Genomic DNA, 19,510 nt, shown 5'->3' on the forward strand with positions numbered 1-19,510 from the left:
CCTTACTTGAGTCATTTTTTCGGCAAGACCGCGACGCGGTAGCTCGGAACGTTTAACACGCGCGTCACCGCCTCGACGATCCATTTTTTAATTTGCAAGTTGTCGGCCCCTTTGGCGACGACAAGCACACCGCGAATATCCGGCTTTTTCGTGGCGACAACAAGCGGCGTTTCCTCGTCGCCATTGCGGATGATGATCACTTCTTCGTTTGTCGACTGATTTTCAATCGTCCGTTTTCCGCCTTCCTTGTCGCTTTCTTCGGTCGTTTGCTGCTGGGTCGAGCGTTTTTTCTCAAACAGCTTCAGCTCGGTTGAGTCAAGGTTGACGACAACGGTGACATCCTCAACCCCTTCAATTGCTTCGAGGGCGGCTTTCAACTCCTTCTCGTACCGTTCCTCATAGGCGGCGATCACTTTATCCTTTGTCTCCTTGCTCGACAAAAACGCCGGCTCGGACGGGGATTCCGGCTGATTGGCGGAAGGCTTGGCTTCGGCATCGTCTGCGCTACCCGCAAAGTGACTCGCCGCCATGAGCGCCACACCGGCCAGCAGCAGGACAACGACATATGAGAACGGCATGTGTTTTCGCGCCCCTTCCCCGTTCCCGTCTTTGGGCGGGGAAGAAAGAAACCGTTTGAAAAACGAGAGCATCCCCCCTATTCCCTCCCTCTAAATTGCACGGCAATTTTATTTTCATCGACTTCCCATTTGCCGGCGAGAAAGGCGCGCACCTCTTCAGCCAGCGAGGCATCGCTCTCGGGCAAAGCCGGCGGCTTTGTTGTATTGATGACAACCGGCTCCACCGCGCCGGCAGGGCGTTGTTTCAAAAGCGCCACTTCAATCTTCTTGATGTCCTCTGGCACGCGCCAATTTTCGTTGTGATCGGCGTAAACTTTGATATCAGCCTTCAATCCATACTTTTCCATCAACTCCCCGTTTACGTCGTTTTCGAGCTGGACAGCCATTTGTTCTAAAATATATGCGCGTTGTGAAGCTTGTATTTCTTTTTTCTGTTGTTCCATTTGATTTTTTATCGCCTCTTCCCCCTTGAAGCCGTCGGAAAAACGGGCAAGTGCTGAAGCGACAAGCTGATCCGGATCCGCCGAAGCCATCCGGAGCACCGGCGTCAACATAATTAGGAGAAGCAAAAGTCCGACGACCATTTTGACATATTTTTGCATCGTCCCGGACGGCAGCAAAAAATCGATGATGATGGCAAACAACAAAAACAAAATGATGTTCGTCACCCATTCAATCACAAGCTGCATAACGTTCCTCCTAGCGGACCATCATCGTAATATTCCCTGCCATAACCATGACGGTGAGGCTGAAGAAAAACATGAGCGAGACGATCAAAAGCGCCGCGAGCACATAGGCGATGCTTTTGCCGATAATGTTGAGGCAAGACAGCACCGGACTGCCGCCAAGCGGCTGCAACAGCGCGGCTGATAGTTTGTAGATGATGACGATGGCGAAAATTTTCACCGCCGGAAAGATGGCAATCATCAACAACACAGCCACCCCGACCAATCCGACCGCATTTTTGAGCAGCATCGAAGCGGCAACGACCGTATCGGCTGCATCAGTAAACAGCTTGCCGACGACCGGGATGAAGTTGCCGGTGACAAATTTCGCCGCCCGCAGCGCCACCCCGTCCGCCACCGCCGCTGTTGCCCCCCGCACCGACATAACGCCAAGGAAAACCGTCAAAATGAGGCCGAGCAAACCGAGGGCGGCCTTGTTCAACAAATCGGCAAGCTGGGTCGCCTTGTACCGGTCGCTGAGCGTGCTGACGATGCTTAAAAGCGCCGCTAGCAACAGAAGCGGGAGCGTGACATATTCCACGACAACGCCGGTTGTGTTCATCAAAAACAAAATGATCGGATGGAAAAACGCCGCCGATACGACGCCGCCGGAGGAGGCGAGCAAGGCGAGCAAAAGCGGAACGAGGGCGATGATAAAATGGCTCATCGTCCGCACCGCCTCGAGCGCATAGCCGGTTGCGAGGCGGAAGCTGTTTAAGGCGAGCAACAACAGCACCATGTAGACGACGGCGTGGGCGATTTTGCTTACCTCCTGCTGGGCGAACGCGTTTTGCAGCGATTGCAGCACGGTGCTGAAGACAGCGAGCAAAATGAGCGTCCCAAGCAGCTTCCCGTTGACTTTCAGTTCATAAAATAAATAACGGGCGAGCGCTTTCAGCCACTCGACGGGCGACCATTGCCGGTCGCCGCTTAAAAAATCGGAGAGCGGCCCTTTTTCGCTTTCCGGCAAAAAGCCCCCATACTCATGGACGATCGTTTCCCAATAACGGCGGATGTCGCTGACATCCAAATGAGCGAGCTGCTCGCTGACGGACGGCCCATCGCTCGCAGCTTGTACGACGAACGGGCAAAAAAAGAGAGAGAGCAGCCCCGCAATGAGGAACGCTGTCCGCTTCAATCCGTTCCCTCCTTATCGCGCCGCCGGAATGAGGCTGATGACCGCTTCAATGATGGCAGTCAAAATCGGGACGGCGAGCGCCAAAATGACGATTTTGCCGCCGAGCTCAATTTTAGCGGCGATCGCCCCTTGGCCGGCGTCTTTGGAAATTTGCGCGGCAAACTCGGCGATGTAGGCAATGCCGATAATTTTCAACATCGTTTCCAAGTACACCATTTGAATGTGGGCGCCTTCCGCCATCTCCCGCAGCGTCAGCAAAATATCGCTGATTTGGTCAACAAGCAGCAAAAAAATGGTGCAGCCGACAAAAACGGTCAATAAAAAGGAGAGGTTTGATTTTTGTTCTTGCAGCAGCACAACGAGGAATGTCGCCACCAACCCGAGGCCGACGATTTGCAAAATGTCCATGGCCTCTCCCCCTATCCGCGGAACAAAAAGACATCTTTAATTTTTTGAAACAAATCGCTTACAATCGAAGCGACCATAAACAAAATATAAATAAAGCCGAGCAGCGTCACCCACTGGGCGTATTCTTTCCTTCCCATCTGGTCGAGCACCGTATGCAAAAACGCGATGACGATGCCGACGCCGGCGATTTTTAAAATGATATCGACATCGATGCCCATTCGTCCTGCCTCCTGTCTACATGAGTAAAATGACGAGCAGCAGCCCGGCTAACACGCCTAAACTTTTCGCCATTTTGCCATAGCGCGCCTGATCGTCCAGCGCCTCCGCTTCCTCCCGCTCAAGATGGGCGAGCGCCAAGGCGATTTGCTGTTGCTGGGTGAGCCGGTCATACTGGCCGAGCGTGGCGCCAAACTGTTTCATCACTTCCCACTCTCCTTGTTTGAGCGCGGTCTTCCCCCATACAGCCCGCAAGCTTTTTTCCCATGCTTCGGCCACGCTCGTTTCACACGCATGCAACGCCGCCGCAAACTGGGCAAACAGCTCGCCAATCGGAGCGGCCGTCTGGCGGGCGATATGCTGAGATGCCTCGGCAAGCGGCGTATGTCCGTACATCACTTCCGCTTCGAACGCCCTGAGCGCCGCTTTCAGCTGGCGAAGCTGGCGCGGCCGTTCGTACAAGGCGCGGGCGGCTGCCATCCCCATCCAAGTGGAGGCGGCAAGAATCAACAAGGCGCCCAGCCACTTCATCGGCCCGCCACCGCCCGCTCGTACAGCACGGCGCCGTTGGCGTCAACAATGCGCCGGATGAAGCCGGGATGCGGGACGTTCGTCAGCTCAATAAACCGTTCAAACACCCGTTGCTCCATGACCGGACGCAACGTCGGCCGCTGCCAAACATCTCGAACGGTGCGCCCGTGCACGGTTGTCCATATCGAAACGCCGGCATTCGCCGCCTCCAGCACCGCTTCGCTGTCTTCCTCGCGCCCAATTTCATCCACAATCATGACATCCGGACTCATCGAGCGAATCATCATCATCATCCCTTCTGCTTTCGGACAAGCGTCCAACACATCAAGGCGTGGGCCGAACGAAAATTGCGGAATGCCTTTCACGCAGCCGGCGATTTCCGACCGCTCGTCAACGATCGCCACCTTTTGCGCCGGAATGCGCCCAGTTCCGCTGCTGATCAGGCGCGCCGCGTCGCGCAACAGCGTCGTTTTGCCGGTCTGCGGGGAACCGATGATCATCGTATGGCGCCAGCGCCCATCATACACATACGGAATCAGCGGATCGGCAATGCCGATTTGCTCTTTGGCAATGCGGATGTTAAAGGAGGCGACATCGCGGATGGCTTTCACCTTGCCCCCTTCTGTAACGACTTTGCCGGCGAGCCCGACGCGATGGCCGCCTTCAATCGTCATAAATCCACGCCTCAGCTCCTCTTCGACGGCATAAATCGAATAATGGCTCAACTTGTTGAGCAAGTACACGCCGTCCTCTTTCGTCACTTCATATGGCAGCAAGCGGGCCTTCCCATCGACGATCACTTCAAGCGGCCGGGAAATACGGATGCGGATTTCTTCGATGCTGCGCCCCCAGGAAGGCATCTGCTGCAGCACAGCGGCGATCGTTTTCGGCAAAATTCCCCATACCGCTTCCATGGCCCTCCCCCTTTTTGGTGGACTAGTCTATATGTATGGGCGGAAGATGCTGTTTATGCCTTACTTGTAAATGCCGAACAAAATGAGCGCCACCCCGAGCGCGATGAACGCGAGCCGAGAAAACGAAAGCTCGTCCGCCAGCGAAAGCAGACCGATCGCCATCGTTACGATCAGCACAGTCGGGCCGACAGCAGCGAGCACGGCGTTAATGGCGAGCGCCTTTCTTACATCATTAAAGACCAACATCAGCAGCGCTGCACTCAGTTCAATAAGCGCCGACAACATCCGCATGCCCGCCATCGCCAAAACGGACGAATCGATCGATCGCAGCCAATGTTTCATGTGTCCCTCCTCATTTAGCGAATAGAGATGGATTAGTACAAACGTATGCGGGAACAAGCCGTTTCAGAAGAAGTTTTTGCCGGTGAAAACGGGGATGGACAACGAAGCAGGACGGGGCACCTTTGGCGCATAAAAACAGCACCGGCCCGGAACATTCCGGATCGGTGCTGCCCTTGTTCAGGTTCTTACGCCCGTGACACGTATGTGCCGTCAGCCGTATTGATGATGAGGGTGTCGCCTTCGTTGACGAAAAATGGCACTTGAACGACAAGACCGGTTTCAAGCTTGGCCGGTTTCGAACCGCCGGAAGCGGTGTCGCCTTTAATGCCCGGCTCGGTTTCAACAACTTTCAGCTCAACGGTATTCGGCAGCTCGATGCCGATCGTTTCGCCCTGGTACATCATGATGAACACTTCCATGTTTTCTTTCAAAAACTTGAGCTCATGTTCGATTTGCTTTGCCGGCAGCTCAATTTGCTCGTACGTTTCCATGTCCATAAAGACGTGTTGATCGCCGTTGGCGTACAAATATTGCATTTTGCGCGTGTCAATTTGCGCCCGGTTCACTTTTTCGCCGGCGCGGAACGTCCGCTCTTGAATGGCGCCGGTGCGCAAATTTCGCAGTTTCGAACGGACGAACGCCGCACCCTTGCCCGGCTTGACGTGCTGAAACTCAAGGACGCGCCAAATCTCGCCGTCGACCTCGATGGTAAGTCCTGTGCGAAAATCGTTGACTGAAATCATTGCCCGAAATCCTCCTCACGCTATCCGTTATAAAATGATCAGTTCTTTCGGCGAATGAGTGAGCGCTTCGTTCCCATCGGCGGTAATGACCGCATCATCCTCAATGCGCACCCCGCCGAGCCCCGGGATGTAAATGCCGGGCTCGACCGTCACAACCATGCCCGGCTCCAGCACCGCATCGGAGCGGGCCGAAAGCGTCGGCCCTTCGTGAATTTCAAGGCCGATGCCGTGGCCGGTTGAATGTCCGAAATAATCGCCATACCCTTGTTCGCGAATATAATCGCGCGTCAGTGCGTCAGCCTCTTTGCCGGTCATGCCCGCTTTGATCCCGCGCATGCCGCGCCGCTGCGCTTCAAGGACAATGCCATAAATCGTTTGCAGCTCAGCGCTGACTTGGCCGACGGCGACCGTCCTTGTCAGGTCGGAACAATATCCCTTGTAGTAAGCCCCGAAATCAAGCGTGACGAGTTCGCCGCGCTCGATCGTTTTTTCGGACGCCACCCCGTGCGGCAGCGCCGAACGGTAGCCAGAGGCGACGATCGTATCGAAGGAGGACGAAGACGCCCCTTGCTTGCGCATAAAAAATTCAAGCTCATTCGCCACTTCAATTTCTTTGACGCCCGGACGAATGAACGACAAAATATGAGCAAATGCGGCATCGGCAATTTCCGCTGCTTCCTTTAATATCTTAATCTCTGCTTCCGACTTAATCAAGCGCAACTTTTCCACGACATGGGATGTCGGCGCAAGCTCGGCATCAATCGCCTCTTCATACGCCTTGTACGCCGCATACGTCACATGCTCCTGCTCAAAGCCGAGCGTTTTGATCCCGAGCCGCTTCACTTGTTTCGCGATTTCATCGACGATCGGTCCGCTGTGCTGGACGATTTCAAATCCTTCAACTTGCTTGGCCGCCTGCTCGACATAGCGAAAATCCGTAATAAAGACCGCCCCTTGGCGGCTGACAAGCGCAACGCCGGCGGTGCCAGTGAATCCGGTAATGTAGCGGCGGTTGCAGCCGTTTGTCACCAACAGCCCGTCAAGATGCTGCTCTTCAAGCAACGCTCGAAGCCTTTCCAGCTTTTCCATGTTTCATTCTCCTCTGCCCATGAATATTGTAATACAAAGGCGATGTGATACGTTGGCGGTTGCCGATGCGCGAGATCGGCTGCGCCTAAAAAATATGGAAACCTTCTTTATTTTACCATGATCGCAGCAGTTTCCGCCATATGCGCCTGCTTTGGCCGACAGCTTAGCTTCCTTCCTTGGCCGCCTGCGGTTCAGCGCTTGGCGACGGCCGGTTCATTTCCTGCACCTCGAAAGAAACCGAATACCCGACAAACACGCCGTACAAAATGTACAAGCAGAGCGTTGTAATGACCGTATTCGTCTCTAAATCCGCAACCGGCTTCACGTTCGGAAACAGCGGATTGAGCAAATAAAACACCACTACCCAAAGCGCAGCGCCATACAACATTCCCGCCCACATGCCGCGGATGTTCCTTAGCAGTGCATAGTAAAGAAGCGCCGCCGCAATGGAAATGATGCCGATCAACACAATAGCCGCATAATTGCCGGCTTTGCCGTATTTCCAATCGCCGGCGACCCACGGGATGAGAACCATGTTCGGACTGATTTCGCTGAAGTTGAAAAAGTAAGCCAAATAGCCCATCAAGCTCCAAAACACCCCGCCGACAAATCCGGTGATAATCGTTTTTTGCACGAGCGTCATCGGCCGTTCCGTTTTTTCTTGCTCCAGTTTTCCTTTCTGTTCCGCCATCATGCTACACCTCCTTGTCTGTTAGTATGACCTGCAATTTGCCGCCCCATGAATCAAGCAAAAAAATGACCGCCTCTGTGTAAATAATGGATTTTTTGGAAATCATAACAGTAACATCAACCTAGAGGTTTCCGGACGTTTCTTGTAGAATAAAATAATAAACATAAAAAATAGGTTGGTGTTTGCCCGATGAAACAAGAGAAACCGTTATACGGCGGCCAGGCGGTTGTCGAAGGGGTCATGTTTGCCGGCAAAACGCATTCTGTCACCGCCATTCGCCGCACCGATGGAACGATCGAGTACTTTTCCGCACCGCGCCGCGCCAATCCGACGCTGGCCGCCTTCAAAAAAATCCCGTTTGTCCGCGGCATCGTCGCCATTATTGAAGCGAGCGCAACCGGGGCCAAACATTTGCAGTTTGCAAGCGAACGGTATGACGTCGCCCCAGGGGAAGAACAGACGGAGGCCGAAAGCAGTTCCAACCTGACGCTGATTCTCGGCGCCGCCGCGATCGGCGTGCTCTCGTTTTTGTTCGCCAAAACGGTGTTCACGCTCATCCCAGCGTTGCTCGCCGCCGCTTTCAAGCCGCTCATCCCGGGAAAAACGGGGCAAATTTTGCTTGAAGGGGCTTTTAAGCTCGCCTTATTGCTCGGCTACATTTACTTTATTTCCTTGACGCCGCTTGTAAAACGCGTCTTTCAATACCACGGGGCGGAACATAAAGTGATCAACGCCTATGAAGCGGGCTGGCCGCTCACTGTCGAACATGTCCAACGCGCCTCGCGCCTTCACTACCGGTGCGGCAGCAGCTTCATTTTATTTACCGTCATCGTCGGCTTGTTTCTGTATTTGTTCGTGCCGACCGATCCGCTTTGGCTGCGGATTGTGAACCGGCTCGCCTTAATTCCGGTCGTGCTCGGCGTTTCGTTTGAGGTGCTGCAGTTTACAAATAAATGGAGGGACATTCCGTTGCTGCGCTGGCTGGGCTATCCCGGTCTATGGCTGCAGCGGCTGACGACAAAAGAGCCGGACGACGACCAAGTGGAAGTGGCCATCGCTTCGTTCCAGCAGCTTCTTCGTTTAGAGGCGGAAGCGGAAGCGAAAAAAGCGGTGCAGTAATCGTAAAGGGGGTGGATTCATTGCGGCGCAGGGCTGTTCACCCGCTCGCCGGACTTATGATTTTGCTTGGGACGCTTGGCATTGTGTATACCCTTTTTGCCCATCCGACGGTGCTGTTTCGCCAGCTGTTGTTTGTTGCGCTGTTTGCAGCCGCGATTTATCTCTTTTACCGTTTCGTCTACCAACGCCGCACTAACAAAGAACGATTGTCGTATCTAAAAGCGGTGCGGCAGTCGAAAAAGCTTCATCCCCGCTCCGCGCGCAAGCAGCCGAAGCCGGCGAAACTAAAACGGCCGTTGAAAAAGCGAACGGCGACTCCGCATTTGACCGTCATCGAGGGCAAAAAAGGCAAAAAAAAGAATCGGGCTTCCTTTTAGCTTGATTCTTTTTTGTTTTGGGCGCTCAAAACGCCCACCGCCGCAAAAACTGCCGCGCCCGCTCGCGCCCATAGTCAATGAGACGCCGGCGCGCTTCCAGGTCGATGGAAAACTCGGTCGCAAGAACGTTTTCCACCGGCAAAAAGATGATGTTTTTTTCATGGCGGCGCGAAATATAGCGGGCGTCATGCGCCTCTCTCATGGCCGCAAACAGCGCCTCATACAAATCGAGCGCATTGGTGATCGTTCGTTTCGGCCGCTCCCCTGGTTTTGGGCTCAGCTGAACGCCCAGCACCGGCCGTTTTTTCTTCTTTTCTTCATCGAACAAAAACAGCGGAAAGTTGCTCAACACCCCTCCGTCGACAATGAAAGCCACACCGTTTCGCCCGCGAAGGCGGACCGGCTCAAAGAAATAAGGAATGCTGATGCTCATCCGCACTGCTTTGGCGATGGAAAACGACCCAGGGTCAATGCCGTATATGGCTAAATCGTCCGGCAGCACGACGATGCGCCCGTTCGTCACATCGGAAGCGACGATATACAAACTGCCGGCCGGCACATCTTGAAACGTCCGCACGCCGCGGGCGGCGAGCGCCGCCTCGAGCCACCGCTCAAACGCCTTTCCTTGATACAGCCCAAGATGCCAATACAAGCACACCCATTTCCAAAGCGAAAACGGAATCCATAGCGGCCGTTCATCCAAAAACTGCTCCAACTCCAACTCCTCAAGCAGTCGGGCGATGTCGCGGGCGCTGTAGCCTGCCGATAGCAACGCCGAAAGCAACGCTCCCGCACTCGTGCCGGCAAGCCGCTTCCAGCGCAGACCTTTTTCCTCAATCGCTTCATACGCTCCAAGCAACGCAAACCCTTTCACCCCGCCGCCGGAAAAGACAAGATCAATGTCCACCGCCGCCTCCCCCTTTTTGCCGTTTATACATATGTAAGAAAAAAGGAGGGCATTTAGTACGGCAAACAAAAAAGAGCAAGCAGTCGCTTACTCCCCTTGCTCATTGCGCTTTTGCACGTCGCGCAACGCCTCAAGACGGCGTTCGTCCTCTTGAAAATATTGCACCAAATCGCCAATCCGGTCGATGGCGTTCCAACTCAAATGGTGTTCAATCCCTTCCACATCGCGGTAAATGTTTTCTTCGTTGACGCCAATGAGGCGAAGAAACTGCTCAAGCAGCTCATGGCGGTACACAAGCCGTTGGCCGATTTTTTTTCCTTTCGGCGTCAAGACAAGGCCGCGGTACTTTTCATACACCAAATATTCATCTTTATCGAGCTTTTGCACCATTTTCGTCACTGAAGAAGGGTGAACGGACAACGCTTCCGCGATGTCCGAAACGCGGGCATAGCCTTTTTCTTCAATCAACATGTAAATTTGCTCAATATAATCTTCCATGCTCGGTGTCGGCAACGTTTGTCCCCTCCTGCAACGTTTGCCTGCCGCCAGCAAATCCCCCGGCCTATACCGTCACTCCGATGCGTCGGCCCTTTTGGCAGACAAAAATAGCAATCATTTCTATTGTACCATAAAAGGGGCATTACGTAAAATACTGCACCTCAGCCGCCGGGAAAAAGCGGGCAATGTACGAACGCATCGTTTCCTCCAGCTCCTGCGCCTCCTCGTCACGATACACGTATTTGCCGATGCCGTACCGCCCCCACTTATACTTGCGCTTCGATTCGTCCAAATCGAGCTTGGTTTTCGGGTAACGCTGCTCGATGACCCGCTTGGCCGGCCTGGTAAACCGATGCTGGATGAGCTCAAACGTCAAACTAGATAAATCCACTCCTTTCACCACTATATTTTGGCTTTTGCCTTTTATGTAAAAAAACGCCGGTTCCTCTACGGAAACCAGCGTTTCATCCATCCAAACCCATCCGTATCACCATTACAGGCCGCACTTCAGCTGGGCGCCGCAGTTCGTGCACGTGTTGCAGCCGCCGATCTCTTCGACCGTTCCTTCGCGGCAAATCGGGCAAATGTTGCCGATTTCGGAGCCGATCGTCACATCGGTGGCGCGCACATCTTGAATCGTATCGACAAGCACGACGGCGCGTTTCGTTTCTTTTTCCTCTTGTTCTTCTGGAAGCAGTTCTAGCTGTTCTTCGATCCGGTTTTCTTCCGCTTTCAACGTCAACACTTGCTCATCGCGGCTGCCGTCGACGTAGACGGTGCCGCCTTTCGCGCCGCCGCGCCATAAACGCTCGTACACTTTTTGCACTTGCTCGACGGTGTAGCCTCTCGGCGCGTTGACCGTTTTCGACAAGCTCGAGTCGACCCAGCGCTGAATGATGCATTGCACATCGGCGTGCGCTTCCGGCGGCAAGTCCATCGCCGTCACAAACCAAGGCGGCAAATGGTTCGGGTCGGCTTCCGGATGTTTGTCCAAATATTCTTGGACAATGTCCGCTTTCACTTCGATAAATTTGCCCAAGCGCCCGCTCCGGTAGTACGAGAACGAGAAGTACGGCTCCAGCCCGGTTGAGACGCCAACCATCGTTCCCGTCGATCCTGTCGGCGCCACCGTCAGCAAGTGTGAGTTGCGGATGCCGTATTTCAAAATATCTTGGCGAATGTCATCCGGCATCCGTTTCATGTAACCGGTGTTGATGAACGCTTCGCGCAGCTTTTGCGTTTCTTCTTCCGTTTCGCCGACCAAAAACGGGAAGCTGCCTTTTTCTTTCGCCAGCTCGATCGAGGCCCGGTAAGCGGTCGTGGCGATCGTGCGGAACAGTTCGTCCACAAGTTGATTTCCTTCCTCGGAGCCGTACGCTTTTTCGCAGTAAATGAGCAAGTCGGCAAGCCCCATGACGCCAAGGCCGATGCGGCGCTCGCCGAGCGCCTGTTTTTTGTTTTCCTCAAGGAAGTATGGCGTAGCATCAATGACGTTGTCTTGCATCCGCACCCCGATTTCAACCGTACGCTTCAGTTTTTCATAGTCCACGACTTTCCGCTCTTTGTCCACCATGTTCGCCAAGTTAATGGCGGCCAAGTTGCAGACTGAATATGGCGCAAGGGGCTGTTCCCCGCACGGATTGGTCGCCACGACTTTTTGTCCGTACGCGCGAGCGTTCGTCATTTCATTGGCATTGTCGATGAAGAAAATGCCCGGCTCGGCTGAATACGTCGCACAAATGTTGATCAACTTCCAAAGCTCGCGGGCGCGGATTTTCCGGTAGACGCGGACGCGGTAGCCCATTTGTTCCCATTCGCGCACATCGCCGACTTCATGCCATTTTTCATTGTAAATGCGCATTTCTTCTTCAGAATACGTTTCTACGTCCGGGAAGCGCAGCGCGTATTCTTCGTCCTTTTCGACCGCTTCCATGAATTCTTTCGTCAAGCAGACGGAAATGTTCGCACCGGTCAAAAAGTCCGGGTTGTGCACCGTGTATGTACCGCCGGTGCGCAGTTTTTCTTCGGCATCTTTGATAATTTCCTCTGTGAAGCCGCCGTAGTCAGGCGCGTTTTTATACCGGACGATCGCTTCGTACATCGTCCGCTCCCGCTCGGTGAGCGGCGTGAATTTCAGTTTGTCGCGCGCTGCTTTTTTGATGCCCTCGTCTTCCATATTTTCAAGCAGGTAGCGCAAAATTCGCGGGTTTTGCATTTTCGAGACGATGAATTCGATAATGTCCGGGTGCCAGTCGGCCAGCATAATCATTTGGGCGCCGCGGCGGGAGCCACCTTGCTCGACAAGGTGGGTCAGCTTCGCAATGTCGTCAAGCCATGAGACCGACCCGGACGATTTGCCGTTCACCCCGCGCGCAAGCGTATGGCGCGGCCGCAATGTCGAGCCGTTCGTCCCAACGCCGCCGCCGCGGCTCATAATTTCCATCACCTGCTTCCGATGTTCGGAAATGCCTTCGCGCGAATCTTTCACAAACGGCATCACATAGCAGTTGAAATACGTCACTTCCTTGCCTGAACCCGCCCCGTACAACACGCGGCCGGCCGGAACAAAATTCAAGCTGGCGAGCTCTTGATAAAACTTTTCGAACCACTCTTTCCGCTTTTCTTCGGTCTTTTCCACCGCCGCCAGCCCGGTCGCATTGCGCTTGGCGATTTGCTCATAGAAAATCTCGAGCGGCTTGTCGATAATGTCGAGCGATCGAAGGACAATGCCGGTTTCCGCCTCCTCGCCTTCGAGCACGTGCCGGTATTCGTCTTCAATCAACACGCGCGCTTTTTTCGCCTCCCAGTCAATATCGATGATAAAACCGAGACCGCGGGCTGGGAATTTCGGGTCCTCCTTGATCGTCAACACAACGAAATCGCCCGGTGTGAGCGTCAGCTTTTCCGTATCCTTAAACGAATAACGGTCCAACATGACCAAACGGGATACGCCTTTATGGGTGATGTGCATATCCGGCGTAATCGGATGCACTTGCGGAAATAGGCGGATATCCTCGTTCAGCTTGTCAATATTGATTTTCATTTTTTCGGACGACGCCACCGTCATTCTCCTATCTCTCCTCTTTTATATAATTATATAATCTCTCATGTTTTTGCCAATGTTGCCCTGTCTTCTCTACCTTACCATATCAAACAGAAAAAAACAATATATAGTATGATTTTTTACGAAAATCATACTATATATTGTGATTTAGAACAAATCATTTCGTTTTTGTCAAGCAAAAAAAGACAAAAAACGGCGAAAAACGGACCAGCCATGCCGTTTTTGCCAAAACAGGAGCGATGTTCCATATTGCCGCCTAACGCTTAAAGTTCCATTCATCGCTTTCGTATTTCGTCCGCGCCAGCTCTTCGACGTACGCCAACTCTTCGGCGGTGAGCGTGTACGGTTCCAATACGATGTTCAATCCTTTTTCAAATCCTTTGTAAAACGCCTCTTTCGCTTCCTCGATCGTCACCGTGCGGCTCGTCAACTCATTGATCGCGACGGCTTTCTTTTTAAAATCGCGCTGCAGACGCTCTTTCACCCGCTCGTTTGGATATTTAAACAAGCTGAACAGCAAGTCTTCGTCCAAATCGAGCAAAATCGAACCATGCTGCAAAATGACGCCTTTTTGCCGCGTTTGCGCACTGCCGGCGATTTTCCGCCCCTCAACGACAAGTTCGTACCACGACGGTGCGTCAAAGCAAACAGCCGAGCGCGGGCTGCGCAAATCCGCTTTTTCTTCTTCTGTTTTCGGCACGGCGAAATACGCGTCAAGCCCAAGGAAGCGAAATCCTTCCAAAATGCCCTGGGAGATGACGCGGTATGCTTCCGTCACCGTCTTCGGCATCGCCGGGTGCGACTCAGAGACGATGACGCTGTATGTCAATTCTTTATCGTGCAGGACGCCGCGCCCGCCGGTCGGCCGACGGACAAAGCCGAGGCCGTGCCGTTTGACCGCGTCTAAATCAATTTCTTTCTCCACTTTTTGAAAATAGCCGATCGACAACGTCGGCGGATTCCAGCCGTAAAAGCGGATCGTCGGCGGAATTTTTCCTTCGCTGTGCCAATCGAGAAGCGCCTCATCGAGCGCCATATTGAACGCCGGCGGGCAATAGCCGGAATCGATAAAGCGCCATACTTCTTTTGCCATCGTTCCACCTTCTCTATTGTTCCATACTCTAAACGCTGCGGCGGCTTGTCGACCACCGTCAAGGGGCGGGACGCTTTTGGCCGCCTTTATTAGTTTAGCAAACAACGCCGGTGAAGGAAAGAAAAATGGCATCGCGAAAACCTCTTTGCTTCCCGGCGGCGACTTTATATAATAGGAAATAGCAGACGAAGCGAAAGGAGGCATGACGGGTGGAAGCATTGCTCATTATTCTCGGCGCAATCATCGTGTATTCCGTCATTACGTACTTCTGGCAGAAGAGAATTGTCAAAGCATTGACAGAGGAAGAGTTCCGCGCCGGTTATCGAAAAGCGCAACTCGTCGACGTCCGCGAACCGGATGAGTTTGCGGCTGGACATATTTTAGGGGCGCGCAACATCCCGCTGACCCAACTGCGCATGCGCATGAAAGAATTGCGCAAAGACCAGCCGATTTATTTATATTGCCAAAACGGACTGCGCAGCGGGCGAGCCGCGCAAATGCTTTACCGGAAAGGGTATCGCGATTTGTACCATTTAAAAGGCGGATTTAAAACGTGGACCGGGAAAGTGAAGAAAAAAGCGTAGCGATCAGCAAAAAGAGGCGCGCTGCCGGACTAGGCAGGCGCCTTTGCTGTTGCAGCCGTCAAGGAGCCGTCTCAAATTCCGGCGGCAGGACGACCGCCTCAAGCACCGAAGCAGCCGCACCGATGGCGCAGCTTTTCTCTTTCAGCTTCGAGGCGATGATGGACGGCTCGCTTTCTTTTTTGACGAGAATTCGCTTTCTCACTTCTTGGCGCGCCGGACCGATCACATACTCGCCCGCTTGGGCCAGCGGGCCGCCGATAATGATCGCCTCCGGATTGTACGCGTAGATCACCTGCAACAGTCCGATGCCGAGATAACGCCCCGTTTCCGCCAAAATGCCGGCCAACGGTTCATCGCTTTCCGCCGCCAGCGCCATCGCGGCGATGGAAAAGCGGTCGTCCAGCCACTCCGAACGGCCTTCTTCGGCCAAACGGCGTTCAATATATTTTTGTGAAGCGTACATTTCCCAGCAGCCGGTATTGCCGCAAGTACAGCGGACGCCGTTGACATCGATCGTATGATGGCCGATTTCACCAGCTAGGCCGCTGACACCCCGATAGAGCTGATGGTGAAGAACGACGCCGGCGCCAATGCCGATGCCGGCGCTGATGTAAACAAAGTGGGCGAACTCGTTGCCGACGCCGAACCATTTTTCGCCAAGCGCCGCCAGTTTCGCCTCGTTTTCCACAATAACCGGATATTGCGGCCATCGCTTTTGCAAGGCCGATGCCAACGCCACATCGCCCCAACGCAAGTTCGGCGCAAAAATCACCGTCCCGCTTTCCGTATGGACAACGCCCGGCACCCCGATGCCGATTCCCATTACGCCGTACGGCGTCGTCGGCGCCCGGCGGACCGCGGCTTCAACCAATTCGGCCATCTCGCCGACAATCGCCTCCTGCCCTTCGGACGGGCGGAACGAACGCCGCTGCTCCCAAAGAATGTCCGCGTTTAAATTGGTCAACACGGCATACAAATAGTTCACCCCCAGCTCAACGCCGATAAGCGAGCCGGCGTCGGCGTTGAAGCGAAGCATGAGCGGCCGGCGCCCGCCGGTTGACTCGCCGATTCCGCTTTCATGGACGAAATGCTCGGCGATCAGCTCATCGACGAGCGCTGAAACCGTCGCTTTATTCAGTCCGGTCGTTTTCGCAATATCGGCGCGTGAAATCGGGTGTTGGTCGCGGATCAATTTCAGGACGAGCTGTTTATTCATTTTTTTGACAAGAGTGATGTTCCCTGTCCTCATGTTTTCGGTCATCCTTTTCGTCATGACTTTTAATAGATGCAACAAAGAAGTTTAACATATCCTTGACAGAAAAGTGGTTTGCCCATTTTCGACTGTCGAAGGCAAGCGTGTGGCTTGCCTCCGTCACGCCTTAGCGTGACGGAAGACCGAACAACGACTCGCTTCACAGACCCATTCATGGGTCTTTAAGCGGCGTTGTTCGGTCACTCGACAGTCGGATGCAATGACCGGCAAAGACGAAAAATGTTAAAGCTTTAAATTGCATCTATATAGTATGCACCGCGAATGATGGATCAGCCATTGTTATTAGTTTATATAATAAACTAACTAGACTTTTCTGTCAATGCCGCCATAGCAATGCAGCTGTCCCCAAACGAAACGGCCCGCCCACTGTCGGGCGAGCCGTTTGTCGGTATCACGGATCAGTTTGTCGGCTTTTGATAGCGCAAAATCGGCTTGCGCGCTGCGGTCGTTTCATCAAGCCGCTTGACGACCGTCGTATGCGGCGCTTCTTGAACGATTTCCGGAGTTTCTTCCGCTTCCTTGGCAATTTGAATCATCGCATCGATGAACGCATCGAGCGTCTCTTTCGACTCCGTCTCGGTCGGCTCAATCATCATGCACTCTTCGACGATGAGCGGGAAGTAAATGGTCGGCGGATGGAAGCCGAAATCAAGCAGCCGTTTCGCGATGTCAAGCGTTCTGACGCCAAGTTTCTTTTGCCGCTTGCCGGATAAGACAAACTCATGCTTGCAATGGCGGTCATACGGCAAATCGTAATACTCGGCAAGACGGCGCATCATATAGTTGGCGTTTAAAACGGCGTATTCGCTCACCGCTTTCAAACCGTCCGGCCCCATCGAGCGGATGTACGTGTACGCCCGGACGTTGATGCCGAAATTGCCGTAAAACGGCTTGACGCGGCCGATTGACTGTGGACGGTCGTAGTCAAGGTAGCAACGGCCGTTTTCCCCTTTGGCGATGACCGGTTTCGGCAAAAACGGCACAAGGTCAGCTTTCACCCCGACCGGGCCCGATCCTGGCCCTCCGCCGCCGTGCGGGCCGGTGAACGTTTTATGCAAGTTCAAATGGACGACGTCAAAGCCCATATCGCCAGGGCGCGCCTTGCCGAGGATGGCGTTTAAGTTCGCGCCGTCATAGTACAGCTTGCCGCCCGCTGCATGGACGATTTCCGCCATTTCGACGATTTGCTCTTCAAACAGCCCGAGCGTGTTCGGGTTCGTGAGCATGAGCGCCGCTGTGTCAGGGCCGACGACGCGCCGCAAATCCTCCAAATCAACAAGGCCGGCGGCAGTCGATTTGACCGTCACTGTCTCAAACCCCGCAACGGTTGCCGACGCCGGATTCGTACCGTGCGCCGAATCCGGGACGATTACCTTCGTCCGGTTGAAATCGCCGTTGGCCTCATGGTAAGCGCGGATCATCATGAGCCCGGTCCACTCGCCATGGGCGCCGGCGGCCGGCTGCAAGGTGACCGCATCCATGCCCGTGATTTCTTTTAAATGCTCCTGCAAGTCGTACATCAACTCAAGCGCCCCTTGCACCGTTTCTTCCGGCTGCAGCGGGTGGATGTGGGCAAACCCGGCGAGACGGGCGACGTTTTCATTGATTTTCGGATTGTATTTCATCGTGCACGATCCAAGCGGGTAAAACCCGGAATCAACGCCGTGGTTTCGCTTGGAAAGCGCCGTGTAATGGCGCATCAAATCGAGCTCCGATACTTCCGGCAGCTCCGGTTCTTCAGAACGCAAATAATCGGGCGGCACAAGCTCGCTGACATCGACAGCCGGAACATCGAGCGCCGGCAGGCTGTAGGCGATCCGTCCCGGCTTGCTTCGTTCGAAAATAAGCGGTTGATCGTTATGCATGGCAATCCCCCAATTCATTGACGAACCGATCGATTTCTTCTTTCGTGCGCAGTTCGGTGACAGCAACAAGCATATGATTGGAAAGTTCCGGATAATCACCGCCAAGGTCGTAGCCGCCGATGATCCCCTTTTCGAGCAGGCGGGCGTTCACCTCAGAAACCGGACGGTTGAGCCGGATGACGAATTCATTGAAAAATGGACCGGCAAACGGCGACACAACCCCGTGCTGTTCGAATGCCTGTTTCGCATAATGCGCCTTTTGCATGTTCATCGTCGCCATCTCTTTTACGCCCCGTTTTCCGAGCGCCGAGAGCGCCACCGAGGCGGCGAGGGCATTCAGCGCCTGGTTCGAGCAAATATTGGATGTCGCTTTATCGCGGCGGATATGCTGCTCGCGCGCCTGCAGCGTCAACACAAACCCGCGGCGCCCGTCTTCATCTTTCGTTTGCCCGACGAGCCGGCCTGGAATTTTCCGCATCAGCGGCGCTTTGACAGCGAAATACCCGCAATGTGGGCCGCCGAACTGCATCGGGATGCCAAACGGCTGCATATCGCCGACGACGATGTCCGCCCCCAATGCGCCGGGCGGGGTCAAAATGCCAAGGGCAAGCGGATTGCTCGCGACAATGAACAGGCTTTTCTTTTCATGGACGAGCGGCTCCATCGCTTTGAGCGGCTCGATTTGCCCGAAGAAGTTCGGGTATTGGACGACCACACACGCCACGTCATCCCCCATTTCCGCTTCAAGCGCTTGAAGATCGGTAACACCGCCGTCGTACGCAATTTCTTTTACCTCTAATCTCTGCCCTTTCGCATACGTGCGCACGACATCGCGGTATTGCGGGTGAACGGCCGCGGAAATAAGCACTTTCGTCCGCTTCGTATGAGCAGCAGCAAGCAGCACCGCTTCCGCGAGCGCCGTGCCGCCGTCGTACATCGACGAATTGGCGACATCCATGCCTGTCAGCTCGCATACCATCGTTTGGAACTCAAAAATGGCTTGCAGTTCGCCTTGGGAAATCTCCGGCTGGTACGGCGTATACGCCGTATAAAATTCGGAGCGCGACAGGACGTGGTCGACCACGGCCGGAATATAGTGGTCATACACGCCCGCTCCTAAAAAGGAAACATATTGCTTGGCGTTGGCGTTTTTGTCCGCTAACGCGCTTAACTCTTTCCATAGCTCCGGCTCCGACTTCGCCGGTTTCACGTTCAACTCGCCGCGAAAACGCACTTGTTCTGGAATGTCGGCGAACAGCTCATCAATGGATGCAACGCCGATCGTTCGCAACATTTCCTGCTTGTCTTCTTCCGTCATCGGCAAATAACGATGGAGCACCGTATTTTCCTCCTTG

General features: G+C 54.1%; 21 protein-coding genes and 1 pseudogene. 3 read left to right on the plus strand and 19 right to left on the minus strand.

Annotated elements, in window-relative coordinates; genetic code table 11:
• Positions 1–11: 11 nt before the first annotated feature.
• The 11 genes from spoIIIAG to ACR1UW_RS13035 form a co-directional block, all read right to left on the minus strand.
• Positions 12–650, minus strand: a complete 639-nt coding sequence (gene spoIIIAG / locus ACR1UW_RS12985; protein WP_033009400.1) for a stage III sporulation protein AG — start codon at positions 648–650, stop codon at positions 12–14.
• 5 nt (positions 651–655) lie between these two features.
• Positions 656–1,267, minus strand: a complete 612-nt coding sequence (gene spoIIIAF, locus ACR1UW_RS12990) for a stage III sporulation protein AF (protein WP_498933630.1) — start codon at positions 1,265–1,267, stop codon at positions 656–658.
• Positions 1,268–1,277: 10 nt separating this feature from the next.
• Positions 1,278–2,441 carry a stage III sporulation protein AE gene (gene spoIIIAE / locus ACR1UW_RS12995; RefSeq protein ID WP_498933632.1) on the minus strand — a complete coding sequence of 388 codons (1,164 nt, stop codon included), beginning with the start codon at positions 2,439–2,441 and terminating at the stop codon, positions 1,278–1,280.
• A gap of 12 nt (positions 2,442–2,453) precedes the next feature.
• A complete protein-coding gene (spoIIIAD, locus tag ACR1UW_RS13000) occupies positions 2,454–2,849 on the minus strand; it encodes a stage III sporulation protein AD (RefSeq protein WP_236658894.1) in 396 nt (131 codons plus the stop codon).
• Positions 2,850–2,860: 11 nt separating this feature from the next.
• Entirely contained in the window at positions 2,861–3,067 is a 207-nt protein-coding gene (gene spoIIIAC / locus ACR1UW_RS13005) for a stage III sporulation protein AC (RefSeq protein WP_020960538.1), read from the minus strand.
• 16 nt (positions 3,068–3,083) lie between these two features.
• Positions 3,084–3,596: a stage III sporulation protein SpoIIIAB gene (gene spoIIIAB, locus ACR1UW_RS13010; RefSeq protein ID WP_033009392.1), complete on the minus strand. Its 513-nt coding sequence runs from the start codon at positions 3,594–3,596 to the stop codon at positions 3,084–3,086.
• A complete protein-coding gene (gene spoIIIAA / locus ACR1UW_RS13015; protein ID WP_033016424.1) occupies positions 3,593–4,510 on the minus strand; it encodes a stage III sporulation protein AA in 918 nt (305 codons plus the stop codon). Before spoIIIAA ends, spoIIIAB begins: the two co-directional genes overlap by 4 nt.
• Positions 4,511–4,570: 60 nt before the next feature.
• Positions 4,571–4,852: a YqhV family protein gene (locus tag ACR1UW_RS13020; RefSeq protein WP_033009388.1), complete on the minus strand. Its 282-nt coding sequence runs from the start codon at positions 4,850–4,852 to the stop codon at positions 4,571–4,573.
• 185 nt (positions 4,853–5,037) lie between these two features.
• Positions 5,038–5,595: an elongation factor P gene (gene efp, locus ACR1UW_RS13025; protein WP_033009386.1), complete on the minus strand. Its 558-nt coding sequence runs from the start codon at positions 5,593–5,595 to the stop codon at positions 5,038–5,040.
• A 27-nt stretch (positions 5,596–5,622) separates the two neighbouring features.
• The gene (locus tag ACR1UW_RS13030) at positions 5,623–6,684 is read right to left on the minus strand and encodes a M24 family metallopeptidase (RefSeq protein ID WP_033009385.1); all 1,062 of its coding nucleotides are present in this window, start codon (positions 6,682–6,684) and stop codon (positions 5,623–5,625) included.
• A gap of 163 nt (positions 6,685–6,847) precedes the next feature.
• Positions 6,848–7,378: a YqhR family membrane protein gene (locus ACR1UW_RS13035; RefSeq protein ID WP_061580533.1), complete on the minus strand. Its 531-nt coding sequence runs from the start codon at positions 7,376–7,378 to the stop codon at positions 6,848–6,850.
• 186 nt (positions 7,379–7,564) lie between these two features.
• Here ACR1UW_RS13035 and ACR1UW_RS13040 point away from each other — a divergent pair, with 186 nt between their 5' ends.
• Both ACR1UW_RS13040 and ACR1UW_RS13045 read left to right on the plus strand, forming a co-directional pair.
• On the plus strand, positions 7,565–8,494 hold the full coding sequence (locus tag ACR1UW_RS13040) for a DUF1385 domain-containing protein (protein ID WP_033027765.1): 930 nt from the start codon (positions 7,565–7,567) through the stop codon (positions 8,492–8,494).
• Between the two features lie 20 nt (positions 8,495–8,514).
• On the plus strand, positions 8,515–8,871 hold the full coding sequence (locus ACR1UW_RS13045) for an SA1362 family protein (protein WP_033009672.1): 357 nt from the start codon (positions 8,515–8,517) through the stop codon (positions 8,869–8,871).
• Between the two features lie 25 nt (positions 8,872–8,896).
• Here ACR1UW_RS13045 and ACR1UW_RS13050 read toward each other — a convergent pair whose 3' ends face one another.
• The 5 genes and pseudogenes from ACR1UW_RS13050 to ACR1UW_RS13070 all read right to left on the minus strand — a co-directional run bounded on the left by ACR1UW_RS13050 (position 8,897) and on the right by ACR1UW_RS13070 (position 14,433).
• On the minus strand, positions 8,897–9,778 hold the full coding sequence (locus ACR1UW_RS13050; protein WP_289651296.1) for a patatin-like phospholipase family protein: 882 nt from the start codon (positions 9,776–9,778) through the stop codon (positions 8,897–8,899).
• Between the two features lie 87 nt (positions 9,779–9,865).
• Positions 9,866–10,291, minus strand: a complete 426-nt coding sequence (mntR, locus tag ACR1UW_RS13055) for a transcriptional regulator MntR (protein ID WP_033009676.1) — start codon at positions 10,289–10,291, stop codon at positions 9,866–9,868.
• A gap of 127 nt (positions 10,292–10,418) precedes the next feature.
• Positions 10,419–10,676, minus strand: a pseudogene (locus ACR1UW_RS13060) (spore photoproduct lyase family protein); the annotation flags it as partial.
• Positions 10,677–10,769: 93 nt separating this feature from the next.
• On the minus strand, positions 10,770–13,343 hold the full coding sequence (locus tag ACR1UW_RS13065) for a vitamin B12-dependent ribonucleotide reductase (protein ID WP_237420571.1): 2,574 nt from the start codon (positions 13,341–13,343) through the stop codon (positions 10,770–10,772).
• 253 nt (positions 13,344–13,596) lie between these two features.
• Positions 13,597–14,433: a lipoate--protein ligase family protein gene (locus tag ACR1UW_RS13070; protein WP_061567612.1), complete on the minus strand. Its 837-nt coding sequence runs from the start codon at positions 14,431–14,433 to the stop codon at positions 13,597–13,599.
• A 209-nt stretch (positions 14,434–14,642) separates the two neighbouring features.
• Between ACR1UW_RS13070 and ACR1UW_RS13075 the strand changes: the two genes are divergently transcribed.
• On the plus strand, positions 14,643–15,017 hold the full coding sequence (locus ACR1UW_RS13075) for a rhodanese-like domain-containing protein (protein WP_011231903.1): 375 nt from the start codon (positions 14,643–14,645) through the stop codon (positions 15,015–15,017).
• A gap of 58 nt (positions 15,018–15,075) precedes the next feature.
• On the opposite strand, the gene ACR1UW_RS13080 is transcribed toward ACR1UW_RS13075, so the two are convergent.
• The 3 genes from ACR1UW_RS13080 to gcvPA form a co-directional block, all read right to left on the minus strand.
• A complete protein-coding gene (locus tag ACR1UW_RS13080) occupies positions 15,076–16,266 on the minus strand; it encodes an ROK family protein (protein ID WP_498933640.1) in 1,191 nt (396 codons plus the stop codon).
• Positions 16,267–16,688: 422 nt separating this feature from the next.
• The gene (gene gcvPB / locus ACR1UW_RS13085) at positions 16,689–18,155 is read right to left on the minus strand and encodes an aminomethyl-transferring glycine dehydrogenase subunit GcvPB (protein ID WP_033010187.1); all 1,467 of its coding nucleotides are present in this window, start codon (positions 18,153–18,155) and stop codon (positions 16,689–16,691) included.
• Positions 18,148–19,494 (minus strand): aminomethyl-transferring glycine dehydrogenase subunit GcvPA, encoded by a 1,347-nt coding sequence (gcvPA, locus tag ACR1UW_RS13090; RefSeq protein WP_033010188.1) that lies wholly within the window; start codon positions 19,492–19,494, stop codon positions 18,148–18,150. The genes gcvPB and gcvPA overlap by 8 nt, the downstream gene beginning before the upstream one ends.
• Between the last annotated feature and the right edge of the window lie 16 nt (positions 19,495–19,510).

The organism is Geobacillus lituanicus (genome assembly GCF_050994965.1).
Taxonomy (GTDB): Bacteria; Bacillota; Bacilli; order Bacillales; family Anoxybacillaceae; genus Geobacillus; species Geobacillus stearothermophilus.